We start from the raw sequence: 12,481 nt of genomic DNA on the forward strand, positions 1-12,481 counted from the left end.
CACCTACGCCATCGGCTTAGAGCCGCTAACACCACCTATCCACGAAGCGTGCGCAGATGATCGCGGCTGCCAACTTCAAAAGCGCTTCGTGGATGTCAAGGCGCCTTTCAAAGCGGATTCGCAGTTTGCCAAAGCCAGCAAACCATCCGTGCGTCCTCTCCACTACCCAGCGATGTTTGCCCAGCCTTTCGCTGCTTTCAATGCCGCGCCTGGCAATGCGGCTGGATATGCCTCGCTGCCTCAGATGGGCACGGCAGCGTTTGTAGTCATAGCCTTTGTCAGCATGCAGCTTCGCTGGTCGCTTGCGAGGTCGACCCTGCAGGCCTGCAACGCCAGGGATCGCATCCAAGCACCGCTCGAACATCATGGAGTCATGTCTGTTCGCCCCGCTGACAAGAACCACCAGCGGGATGCCTCTGGCGTCTACGACGATGTGCCGCTTGGAGCCGAGTTTTCCTCTGTCGGTGGGGTTCGGGCCTGTTTCCTGGCCCCCCGGGGGCTTGGTACCGAAGAGCCATCAATACTGGCCCGGCTCCAATCGATCTGGTCGTGTTCACGCAAACGCATCAGCATGGCCTGGTGCAACCTCTGCCAAACCCCTGCTGCGCTCCAATTCCGAAGTCGCCGCCAGCAAGTCATGCCGCTGCCATAGCCAAGGGATTGTGGGAGGTCTTCCCATGGAATGCCGGTATGCAACACGAACAAGATGCCGTTGAGGGCGGCCTCATCGCTCACTGCGAGCTTGCGTGCGCCACCTTTGGCGGAGGGAGTGAAGGTGGGGATCAGGGGCTGCAACTGCAGCCACAGTTCTTTGCTAACGGGTTGTCTTGCCATGAGGGCATGAAGCATAACTGCTTCATGCGGGTCTCTTGGGCAGTGGTGTTAGCGACTCTTAGAGTGCTTTATTTTCCGTTTTCTGAGACGACCCCACATAGGGCGAAAAGTCGCCGGCCGTGACGGCCAGTGGCAGGACGAGGGCGCTGGCGAGCAGAGCGCCGGTGAGTGCGATTTTCATCGTGTTCTCCTTATATGCCTATGGAGATCAGACGGCGACCACGGGGAAATCCACCGTGGTGTCGGCGATGTGGTTGGTGTAGTTGGTGAGCGTGTTCAGCGCGACGTTGGCGATCACTTCCAGTATCAGGCCGTCGTCGAGCCCCGCGCGGCGGTAGTTGGCCATGGCGTCGGCCGACACCACGCCGCGTTGCTCGACCAGCGCGCGGGCAAAGCCGGCGATTGCATCGTCAAGTGCGTTGGCCGCCTGGCCGGTGCGGGCCGCGGCGATGGCCTCTGCCGACAGTCCGGCACCTTTGCCGATCAGGGTGTGTGCGCTCAGGCAATACTGGCAGCGATTGGCTTGACCGGCAGCGAGCGCAACGATCTCGCGCTGGGAGGCATTCAGGCGGCCGGTGCCCAGCGTTTCGGACAAGCCGAGGTAGCCATTGAGCGCCGCCGGCGCGTGGGCCAGCGTGGCGAACAGGTTCGGCACCATGCCAAGCTTGGCTTTGACGGCCTTGAGTGTGGCAGCGGTAGCGGCGTCAGCGGTGTCGATGGTCAGGGGGGCGATTTGGGTCATGTCTATCTCCGTAGTGGGTGAGGTGCAAGAGCACGTGGGCATGATCGCCCTTTGTTTGGTACGATATGGCACGTAAAGTATCAAATACGTAACCTATCGTCTTATATGGAGAGTGGAATGGCGGATCGACTGGCCGGCTTGCTCCGGCACTACTCGCTTTCGGCGCGCGTTTTTCACAGCGGCGCCTTCTGTGGGCAGCATCATTACGCGGCGCCGCATGGCTATATCCATCTGGTGCGGCGCGGCCCGATTACGGCGCGTTCGCCCGTGCATGAAGATCTGCTGGTTACCGAGCCGAGCCTGCTGTTTTATCCGCGCGTGGCGTCGCATCGTTTTGTCGCCGCCCCCGGCGATACCGCTGAGCTGTTGTGTGCGGAGGTCGACCTGGGCGCTTCGACGGGCAATCCGTTGGCCATGGCCTTGCCGTCGATGCTGCTGATTCCGTTGGCGGACTTGCCCGGCCTCGGGCCGACGCTAGAGTTGCTGTTTGCCGAAGCCGAGCGCGACCAGTGCGGTCGGCAGGCCGCCATCGACCGCTTGTACGAGTTGCTACTGATCCAGTTGCTGCGTTATCTGATGGATGGGCGGCTTGGCGCCACCGGACTGCTGGCGGGCCTGGCCGACCCGAAACTCGCGCGCGCCATAACCGCCATGCACGATGCGCCGCAGACCGCGTGGTCGCTCGAGGCGCTGGCGGCGAAGGCGGGCATGTCACGCGCGCGCTTCGCCGCCGCGTTCAAGGACGCGGTGGGCGTCACGCCGGGCGACTATCTGGCCGACTGGCGGATGAACGTCAGTTGCACCCTGCTCAAGCAGGGGCGGCCGGTGGCGGTGGTGGCCGACCGCGTCGGCTACGGCAGCCCGAACGCTCTGGCGCGCGCCTTCCGCGTGCGCATGGGCTGCGCCCCGCGCGACTGGCTGGCGCAGCAGCGCGGTGACGCGGCGCTCAGCGGTTCGTGAGTTTGAGTTCGATTCGCCGGTTCTTGGCGTAGGCGGCGCCGGTGTTGCGCTCGTCGAGCGGGTGAAATTCGCATCACGCCGGAACAACTGGCGGAACTCCAGGTGGCGATCCGTCAACGGCTGGTCAGTCTGTTCGTGCGGCGCGGCCGGCTGGACAAGGCTGAGTCAGTGGCGCAGGTAGCTGGATGACGCTGTCCCGCCCTGAGCCGACGCTCACAGGCGGGGATTTCCAGTGTCGTCATTGTCGGCTATTGGCCGGCAGCAGCCCGTCGTTGCCTGATGGATCCAACCCCTCCGCTGCTATAGTGCAGTCGGCTTCTGACGTTCAGTGCAGCCGTCTTCTGAAAACGACAAACGACAAGGTGCGCCTGTACTCCAAGATCGGCCAGGCGCTGCTGGAGGCCAAGGAAGCCGGCAGCGACCCCTATGCCGCCATCGAGGCGGTGATTCCCTGGGACGAGTTCACCGAGAGCGTCAGCGAAGCCGAGCTGCTGGCCCGGCCGGAGGGCTTCGACCACCTGCACCTGGTCGGCGAGAACTTCGCCACCCTGCGCCGCTACACGCCGGCTCTGCTGGAGGTATTGGAGCTGCGCGCCGCCCCGGCCGCGCAGGGCGTGCTGGCAGCCGTGCAGACGCTGCGCGAGATGAACGCCGACAACCTGCGCAAGGTGTCGGCCGATGCTCCCACCGCCTTCATCAAGCCGCGCTGGAAGCCACTGGTGATCACCCCGGAAGGCCTCGACCGGCGCTTCTACGAAATCTGCGCCCTGTCCGAGCTGAAGAACGCCCTGCGCTCCGGCGACATCTGGGTCAAGGGCTCGCGGCAGTTCCGCGACTTCGACGACTACCTGCTGCCGGCCGAGAAGTTCGCCGCGCTCAAGCGGGAACAGGCCCTGCCGCTGGCGATCAACCCGAACAGCGACCAGTATCTGGAAGAGCGCTTGCAGCTGCTGGACGAGCAGTTGGCCACTGTCGCCCGCCTGGCCAAGGACAACGAGCTGCCCGATGCCATCCTCACCGAGTCCGGGTTGAAGATCACCCCGCTGGATGCGGCGGTGCCGGATCGGGCGCAGGCGCTGATCGACCAGACCAGTCAGTTACTGCCGCGCATCAAGATCACCGAACTGCTGATGGACGTGGACGACTGGACGGGCTTCAGCCGCCACTTCACCCACTTGAAGGACGGGGCCGAGGCCAAAGACCGGACGTTGCTGCTGTCCGCGATTCTCGGTGATGCAATCAACCTCGGGCTGACCAAGATGGCCGAGTCGAGCCCCGGACTGACCTACGCCAAGCTGTCTTGGCTGCAAGCGTGGCACATCCGCGACGAAACCTACTCGGCGGCCCTGGCTGAGTTGGTCAACCACCAGTACCGCCATGCCTTTGCCGCCCACTGGGGCGATGGCACCACCTCGTCCTCCGATGGCCAGCGCTTCCGCGCGGGCGGCCGGGGCGAAAGCACCGGGCACGTCAACCCGAAGTACGGCAGCGAGCCAGGACGGCTGTTCTACACCCACATCTCCGACCAATACGCGCCGTTCAGCACACGCGTGGTGAATGTCGGCGTCCGAGATTCCACCTATGTGCTCGACGGCCTGCTGTATCACGAGTCCGACCTGCGGATCGAGGAGCACTACACCGACACGGCCGGTTTCACCGATCACGTCTTCGCCCTGATGCACCTGCTGGGCTTCCGCTTCGCGCCACGCATCCGCGACCTCGGCGAAACCAAACTGTACGTGCCGCAGGGCGTGCAGGCCTACCCGACGCTGCGCCCGCTGATCGGTGGCACCCTGAACATCAAGCACGTGCGCGCTCATTGGGACGACATCCTGCGCCTGGCCAGCTCGATCAAGCAGGGCACCGTTACCGCCTCGCTGATGCTGCGCAAGCTCGGCAGCTATCCGCGTCAGAACGGCCTGGCTGTCGCCCTGCGCGAACTGGGCCGGATCGAACGCACGCTGTTCATCCTAGACTGGCTGCAAAGTGTTGAGCTGCGCCGCCGCGTGCATGCCGGCCTGAACAAAGGTGAGGCGCGCAACTCGCTGGCCAGGGCGGTGTTCTTCAACCGCCTTGGGGAAATCAGGGATCGGAGCTTCGAGCAGCAGCGCTACCGGGCCAGCGGCCTCAACCTGGTGACGGCGGCTATCGTGCTGTGGAACACGGTGTACCTGGAGCGCGCCACCCAGGGGTTGGTCGAGGCCGGCAAGCCGGTGGACGGCGAGCTGCTGCAATTCCTGTCGCCGCTGGGCTGGGAGCACATCAACCTAACCGGCGATTACGTCTGGCGGCAGAGCCGCAGACTGGAAGACGGGAAGTTTCGGCCCCTACGGATGCCCGGAAAACCTTAGCGTACGATTTTTTCCGAATTCTGCGAGCTCCCCGAGAAGTTCTTTGATCGGGTCAACCACGACATCCTAATGGCGTGTATCGAGCGTCGGGTCGAAGACAAATGCGTGCTCAGGCTCATCCGCCGTTACCTTGAAGCAGGGGTCATGTCGGGCGGTGTCGTCAGCCCCCGGCAGGAAGGGACGCCGCAAGGCGGCCCGCTCTCGCCGTTGCTGTCGAACATCCTGCTCGACGAACTTGATCGTGAGCTGGAGCGGCGGGGCCATCGGTTCGTGCGCTACGCCGATGACGCGAACATTTATGTGCGTAGTCACCGGGCAGGCGAACGGCTGCTGGCTAGCGTCGAGCGCTTCCTGAGTGAACGTCTGAAATTGACGGTGAACAGGAAGAAAAGCCAAGTGGCAAGGGCGTGGAAATGCGACTACCTGGGCTATGGGATGAGCTGGCATCAACAGCCAAGGCTGCGCGTGGCAACGATGAGCTTAGGCCGCTTACGCGACCGGCTCAGAATACTGCTGCGTAGTGTACGGGCTCGCAAAGTGGCGACTGTCATCGAGCGGTTAAACCCTGTCCTGCGAGGCTGGGCGAGCTATTTCAAGTTCAGCCAAAGCAAAAGGCCACTGGAGGAACTGGACGGCTGGGTCAGGCACAAACTTCGCTGCGTCATCTGGCGCCAATGGAAGCGGCCCTCTACGAGGGCGCGCAACCTGATGCGTCTTGGATTAAGCGAAGAGCGTGCCTGTAAATCGGCCTATAACGGCCGAGGCCCGTGGTGGAACTCGGGAGCGCCACATATGAATCAGGCGCTGCCGAAGAAGCTATGGGATAGACTCGGGCTGGTCGCGATACTGGATACAATTAACCGGCTTAGCCGCATAACCTGAACCGCCGTGTACGGAACCGTACGCACGGTGGTGTGAGAGGACGGCGGCTGCGAAGCCGCCTCCTACTCGATTCGCTCACAGGGTTTTGGGCAAAATCGTCAAGCGAAAAATTTGGCTTCCATTGGCCAGTCCGATGGTAAATTTTAACGTCCGATATTGTCACGCTGATTCAATGTAAGGACATCCGATAGGTGGCCACCAGAACCGTTATCATGCAGACCCGCATCAACGAGCTGTTTATACATCCCATCGCTCGTTGTAGTGTCCATGTGCACCGACTCAGCATACTGATCCCAGCGCTGCTTGGAGTTATCCGTAAGGGCCCCTGACCGTGCAGAAGCGAACACATCAGCTTGAGCTGGGTTAAGGCCTAACTGTTGACCCTCTTGCATGTATTCTTCATGAGAAGCACGTGCTTCGACCATTTGCCCTACACCATTCGACGCTGGAGGTAGGTGCCCATAAGACGATTCCACATTGCCCCTGACCTCATTGTTGACATTGCGGTTGGGGACAGCAGCTTGCTCGCCGATTGGATCGTGCGCCTGGTTGGTATACACCTGGCCATCGTTTCTGAGGATGCCCCCGTTCACGCCTGCTTGAGCTTGGCTCAAGCCTAACTGTTGACCCTCGCGTATATAGCCTTCACGGGTTGTGTTGGTGTAAGGGATGGGGGCAGAAGGTTTCTCGGCAATTGGATCATGCGCCTGGTTGGAATTTACATCACTACCAGTACTGACGATTCCACCATTACCCGAATTGTTCACTCCAATATTGTCACGCTGATTCAATGTAAGGATGTCCGCTAACTGGCCCCCTGAACCGTTATCGTGTAACCCCGCTTGAACAAGCTGTTTATACATGCCTTCACTCAAATTTTTGTCCATGTGTACAGAATCAGCATACTGATCCCAGCGCTCCTTGGAGTTATCCGTAAGGGCCCCTGAGCGTGCAGTAGCAAACACATCAGCTTGAGCTTGATTCAGGCCTAACTGTTGCCCCTCTTGCATGTATTCTTCTCGGGAGGCACGTGCTCCGACCATTTGCCCTACACCGTTCGAAGCTGCTGCAAGGATCCCGTATGACGATTCACCTTTGTCAGTGACCTCATTGCTGGTATTGCGGATGCGGTCGGCAGCTCTCTCAGCGATTGGATCGAGCGTCTGTTTGGCATATACCTCACCATCGTTTTTAACAATATTGCTATTACGTATGTGCTTCTCGCCTATTTTGGCATTATTCAGAGCATTAGCACGCTCATTATGGTACCGAGAGTCAAACGCCGCGGTATTCACGCTGTGACCTGCGTTACGAGTCATTCCCTCCAGATCCCCAACAGCCGGCCCCTGGAGACTTGCGTTCTGATCATAGTTAACTGTCGCACCTGCCAGGGCCTCGAAGTCATGGTTCTTGGCCAAAGTGTACAAAGCAGCTGCGGTACTCGCCCGATTCGGATCAAGCATGGTTGAAGCAAACATTTTCTGGTTTTCTTGGTATTCCGCCCCGTACTTGTTCATTGCATCGTTAACAACACTGGTTTCACGGCCTTCGTTGATTAGCTTGCCCGCAAGGGTATCAAGCTTCATGTCCTCAGAATAACCAAAGGTGTTGGCCAGGCCGCTGACCTTCTGGTAGGCAGCTTGGTCAGTTATGGTCTTCTGAGCTGACCTTGAAAGGCTATCTTGATCTGCTCGTGAAAATTTAGATTGGTCCGAACTCTGGAAGTTTTTTGCTAAAGTAGTTCCGTCTGTACGCGAAAGTGCACTTTTAACAGTCTCCCCAATACCTGACGATTTCACAGCCGACAAGGTATCATTATAAGAGGAGCCATCAGAGCGAGTCGACTGGTCAGCTTTATTGGCACCAACCCCCCCGGTTAGTGCGACTCCTGCAGCGACTGATCCGTTTGCACCGGAAGGAACACCGTCAACTCCGACACCGGCCTTTGCCCCAACATTTCCGTTCACTCCACCATTGAGTGTAATTGCAGCAATGGCAGCATCAATATTACTGCTGCTATAACCCTGCGCTTGAAGAGCGCTATATTGCTGCTGGAATGCAGCGTTATTCTCAAGACCCAGCATCGATTGAAGAGAGTGGCCGACGTTGGCTGCATCGCCAATGGATTTTGAGTTCTCGAGTGAGCGCCCCATTGTACTCGTTAATTGATGCGTGAAGCCTTGTGAAGACCCTTGCGCCGTGACACGTGAGCTCTGCACTGTATCATTAAGCATCGAGCCAATATTGATGTTCCCGCGCTGGTTTTCCGAACCATTGATTCGCAGACCTTTGTCGAAGTCGTTGGAAGCGTACGGAGTAGTCTGCAGACCAGCAGATGGTGTCAGGACGTCTGGACTGACAATCTTCTCGTTGATCGCATCAGAGCCATTCATCCGACTTGCAATACCCGAAGCTGCAACTGTGGCTCCGGTGACCAGGAACAAACAAATAGCTGGGATCGAAGAGGCCATCAATCCTGCAACGCCAATTGCCTGCTCCAAGGCAGGCGTCATTTGCTTGAGCATCTCGAATGACACCCCGGTACCGCCAGCATCGAATGAGGACGTCTGCAGGATGGCTTCCATCGCACTCGCGGTCGACGAGATGGAGTAGAGGTTCACGATCGCCAGCGCCGGCATCCATAGAATCATCCAGACCAGCATCATTAGGTATTTGCCGATCAAGTTGATCCCGAAACCACCCATGGCGATCAAGAACGCCATCAATGGGGTAATGGCGTAAATTAGGCCTTCGAAGAAGGTCATGAACGGCCGGACGTACTTAGTGAATTGAGTCCCCTCAGCAGCCCATTGCGTGTTCTGTTGGGCCATGGCCTGGCTCATCATCACGCCATATGAACCTTGGAGATCCTCCACAGCTTTCTGACCAGGAGCCTGCAAGAAGATGGGATAAAGGATGGACGCCATGGTGTAGGCGCGAGCATCGGTCGCGGACATGTTTAAAGCGTAGAGTGAGTCACCTATGCGGGAAGTTACCGCATCAGCGTCGACATTCTTGCCTGGGCGTTTAAAACCAGCCGTCGCGATTTCTCCCATTACACTGTCAGTCGCGGAGTCCGTCAAATTGACCAGAGCTGTATGCGCGTCAGAGCAATTGAGCGTTCTTCCACCAGGTGTCCCATCAAAAATCTGCGTGTAATACACCCCGCTGTTAAAGCGTGATGCCCCAATAGGATCATTGGAACGGAACAGGTCGGAATACCCGCTTAGATCAGTCCCCAGGCTCGGCAATGTACACTCACGGTAATAATTTGACCAAGAGTTGACCAAATTTTTGTTTGCGCCAAGTCCATTCGTAAATGACGGAATAGACATTAGATTGCCGGTCACAGACCTTACTTTCATCAGAGTTTCAATCGGATCTGCAAACCCGTACTTGGTCATTGCCGGCGTCGAAAACGCCTGCTCAAATATATTTGTGATATTAAATCCAATATTTGAAACAATAGAGCCTACGACCAACGGCCCCAACGGAACGTTATCAACGACTGCAACTTCACCATCATAGACATCTTCAATTACAGCACGACCAGATGGGCCGTACAAAGCCAAGTAAAGAACAAGGCAAACTAGAACCTTCTGGAAAGGGATTGCGGTATTATTGAATACTGCCTGGAAGCCCAACAACAAGGTACCGATGAGAAAGCCGATTTTTGCAAGAGACTCAACGTCACCAGTTCCGCAGATCATAGCAACAGAGTTCAATATCTCTTCCAAGTAAACTGCAGACCCAGTAGAGTAAATTGTAAATTCCATCAGTTAGGCCTCAGCGGGTTCGAACCCATCGTAGCGATGAAGTTAGGAGGAGGCATGATTTGCATCCTTACCTGGTAGTCTTTGGCCATGTCGTTTTCATTGCCATACTTCGAAAGCAAAGCCTGATGTTCCGATGTGAGTCGTGTACGCGCATCAGCCATAAAGTCTTTGCTGGTTTCACCAAGCTGATCAACCATTTTGCCACGCTGCAATACCGCCGAAGCAGCGTTTATATACGAGTCTGCAAGCGAATGCGCACCCTCGAGTGCTAACATTTTGGCGTGGGCGCTGACAAATCCCTTGGCCATGAATTCGCTATGTTGAGCAAGCCGCTGAATCATGGCTGAGAAGCCAGTTTTCTGAAGAGCTGCAATAATCGACACTTCTTCAGAGTTGAATGTGCCAGCGTTGTTTGCCCATTTATACACAATACCCGGCGAGTTTGAATTTCCGTTGAAAGCCAAAAGAATTTTCTGGGCCAAGCCATCAAAGGCGATTTCCTGGGTCTTCATCGTCATGCAAGTATCTTCGTCACCAGAGCAGTCATAGATGGTCACGGTATCCTGCTTACGACCTTCAACCACATCTTGCAGAGTCAGGGAAGTAGGACCAAACGTCTTGGTCACCGGTACCTTGCCCTTACCATCATCGGCATCTTCAAGGGCTGTAATGAGCACTGTTCCAGTTAAAGACATGATCAATTCGTCTGTTTGTCGAGAGCCATAGGTGAAGAAGCTTCTGGACCCGTTCTGCGCCATGGCACACCAAAGGACATTCCCCACATCCTCACAAGACTTCGAAAGGCCAGCATCGCTTTGCTGTTCCTTTGGGGACTTCGAGGTAAGACTGCCCGGCATAATGGACGAAAATGCATCACCTATGCCGCTAGAAACGTTGATGTTAGCGGCACGCATGGTTTCCTTAGAGGTGAACGAGCTGAAGGCGTCAGTCACCAGGCCCTGAGCCAACTGGCAGGAGTTGGACATCAGGCTGTTGATGTCCTGCATAACTTCTTGCAGGTTCTGAATTACGTTGTGAACTGTTGGGCCCATAGCATTCAGCGCAAGTTTAAATGCATAGCCAGAGGCCACACCAACAGCGTTCGAAGCAACAGACCGCAGAGCCTGTACAAACTGCTGCGCATTAATAAACGAAAACGACCCAGCAAACATATCAATACCACCGCAACCAGCCTGGAAAGAAGGCGGGCGGAAATTTACGATAGGCGTATTAGAAATTTTGTTTCGTATCCGCATCGATCCGCCTGTGATAACCCCACGAGTTGCGGTTTCATAGGCACCAGGCTCAGTGGCATTCGACATAGAAGTGAACATGGAATCAAGCTGAGACTGGATGTCTGCCTGTACACCAACTGGGGCCATGGCAATGGCAAACGTCAACACCATCGATTTACTGTTCAACCGCATAATTAACCTCCACGTCTATTGCCTTCCTAGCAAGTTTTGCCTTCATAGTTTCTACAAATTTTTTCGGATCGTTGAGAAGGTCTTCATCAACACCGTCAGAGTCGTCGATCGAGAGTAGGCCGTTATCAAAGAACGGCTGAGTGCTTGCGAAGGTTTTGTGATCGATGATCCCGGCGTCTCTCGAGGCAATCAATATCCGATTAAAGAGCACATCCAGCGTGATGGCGCCGTAGCCAACGATGGCGGTTTCCTTTGGTGGCATTGCCAGGGCAAGAGCAGGGGTTTGGAAAATATCTAATTTCTTTGCCTGGCCATCATCAATGCGATATTCCGCAAACGCATCATTATCGAGTGGGCCCCCATCAATTGAGATTGGGATAATGTTTATCCCTGTCGAGGTGGTTAGGGACTGAAGAACATTCGCCTGCTCGGCACATAGCATGCAATTGGACTTGAAGAAGAAGAAGAGCCCGACCTTGTCAGCCAGACTTCGAAGGACTTTGTCCTTATTTGCCGTTACTTCGCGGTTCATCGCATTTGCGGCATAAGTTGCTACTGGGCGACGGCTATCCTCGTCCAGGAACGGGTCTTTCATGATCGCGCGGGATGAAGCCTCAGAAAACTTAGACGCCTTGTCCATCATCACACGCTGCAGGTAGTAATACGCTTGAACGTTCTCATCCGTAGGATTATCAATCGCCCGATCGCGGTACTTCGGCAAGTTCTTTTTGATCCACGCCACACTGAACACATCCGGTCCTTTGGGGGCTGGAGGCTCGATTTTCTCGGGCGCCGCCGGCGGAGGGGGCGGAGGCGGCAGAGGGGGAGGAGGGGGTAGCTCTTTGTTGGGCTCCTCCTCTTTAGGTGGGTCCTTGTACCAGAACCACCCCTCGGCCTTACCCTTGTAGTAATTGCTGCCGCCGGCAGCGGGTAGAGAAGAGTCTTCTGGGCTGGCGTCAGCGCAGGCGATATGAGCCATGGCCACAAGCGCAATCGTGCTGAGGAGAAACGAAGGTCGCATGTCAGTTCCCCTTGTCCAGGAAGCTTGCCACGACCTCAGTACGGTACACCCAAAAGCGCCCACACTTTTTCCTCGCAGGGTTGATTGCTTTCACCCAGTCGAGGTGCTGGTAGTTGGCAGCTCCGATTTTTTTCCGAAAGTAGGTCACTGAGTAGTTCAGCTCAGTGGCCACCTCGGTGACGGACATATGGTCGCCATACAGTCTGTTTAGGCGCTGATGGGTGGTCTCGTTTTTCTTCTTGGCGCCGCTTCCAGCTTGTGACCGCCGGCCATGGCCATGCGAGATCTGAAGCATCTCAACTCCGCTCATTGAAATCTGATGTTCCAATGCTAGGGACAGAGCTCTTCGAAAGGCGGCCAATTAGGCCCAATCTGTGGGGCAGTAGCGGTTACCACTCGTCTAGGCACACAAGATGATCGGACCTAAACACTATAATGACGAAAGGACGAAGCCGCTGATTGGCCTGGGTAATCATCAACGTTTACGT

The 12,481-nt window shown here is 56.6% G+C and carries 8 protein-coding genes and 2 pseudogenes; 3 read left to right on the top strand and 7 right to left on the bottom strand.

The window, feature by feature from the left end:
* Positions 1-25: 25 nt before the first annotated feature.
* The 3 genes from AC05QJ_RS31485 to AC05QJ_RS31495 form a co-directional block, all read right to left on the bottom strand.
* Positions 26-834 (bottom strand): IS5 family transposase gene (locus AC05QJ_RS31485; RefSeq protein ID WP_099421609.1). Its coding sequence is split into 2 segments (ribosomal slippage): positions 26-504 and positions 504-834, totalling 810 coding nucleotides; the frame shifts between segments, so codons are not numbered across the junction.
* Positions 835-892: 58 nt separating this feature from the next.
* Positions 893-1,015, bottom strand: a complete 123-nt coding sequence (locus AC05QJ_RS31490; RefSeq protein ID WP_256213827.1) for a hypothetical protein — start codon at positions 1,013-1,015, stop codon at positions 893-895.
* Positions 1,016-1,042: 27 nt separating this feature from the next.
* Entirely contained in the window at positions 1,043-1,576 is a 534-nt protein-coding gene (locus AC05QJ_RS31495) for a carboxymuconolactone decarboxylase family protein (RefSeq protein ID WP_020309197.1), read from the bottom strand.
* Positions 1,577-1,693: 117 nt separating this feature from the next.
* Between AC05QJ_RS31495 and AC05QJ_RS31500 the strand changes: the two genes are divergently transcribed.
* The 3 genes and pseudogenes from AC05QJ_RS31500 to AC05QJ_RS31510 all read left to right on the top strand — a co-directional run.
* Positions 1,694-2,536: a helix-turn-helix transcriptional regulator gene (locus AC05QJ_RS31500; protein WP_047306875.1), complete on the top strand. Its 843-nt coding sequence runs from the start codon at positions 1,694-1,696 to the stop codon at positions 2,534-2,536.
* A 344-nt stretch (positions 2,537-2,880) separates the two neighbouring features.
* A pseudogene (locus tag AC05QJ_RS31505) lies at positions 2,881-4,887 on the top strand (Tn3-like element TnAs1 family transposase); the annotation flags it as partial.
* Between the two features lie 33 nt (positions 4,888-4,920).
* Positions 4,921-5,769, top strand: a pseudogene (locus AC05QJ_RS31510) (reverse transcriptase domain-containing protein); the annotation flags it as partial.
* 143 nt (positions 5,770-5,912) lie between these two features.
* Here AC05QJ_RS31510 and AC05QJ_RS31515 read toward each other — a convergent pair.
* Genes AC05QJ_RS31515 through AC05QJ_RS31530 form a run of 4 tightly spaced genes read right to left on the bottom strand, consistent with a single transcriptional unit; the run spans position 5,913 to position 12,288 of the window.
* Positions 5,913-9,545, bottom strand: coding sequence for a conjugal transfer protein TraG N-terminal domain-containing protein (locus tag AC05QJ_RS31515; RefSeq protein WP_476748175.1), 3,633 nt, complete (start codon positions 9,543-9,545; stop codon positions 5,913-5,915).
* Positions 9,545-10,972, bottom strand: a complete 1,428-nt coding sequence (locus AC05QJ_RS31520; RefSeq protein ID WP_476748176.1) for a conjugal transfer protein TraH — start codon at positions 10,970-10,972, stop codon at positions 9,545-9,547. The genes AC05QJ_RS31515 and AC05QJ_RS31520 overlap by 1 nt, the downstream gene beginning before the upstream one ends.
* Positions 10,956-11,993 carry a conjugal transfer protein TraF gene (gene traF, locus AC05QJ_RS31525; RefSeq protein WP_476748177.1) on the bottom strand — a complete coding sequence of 346 codons (1,038 nt, stop codon included), beginning with the start codon at positions 11,991-11,993 and terminating at the stop codon, positions 10,956-10,958. Before traF ends, AC05QJ_RS31520 begins: the two co-directional genes overlap by 17 nt.
* Position 11,994: 1 nt before the next feature.
* Positions 11,995-12,288 carry a hypothetical protein gene (locus AC05QJ_RS31530; RefSeq protein WP_476748178.1) on the bottom strand — a complete coding sequence of 98 codons (294 nt, stop codon included), beginning with the start codon at positions 12,286-12,288 and terminating at the stop codon, positions 11,995-11,997.
* Between the last annotated feature and the right edge of the window lie 193 nt (positions 12,289-12,481).

The sequence above is a fragment of the Pseudomonas sp. TUM25319 genome, assembly GCF_056388475.1.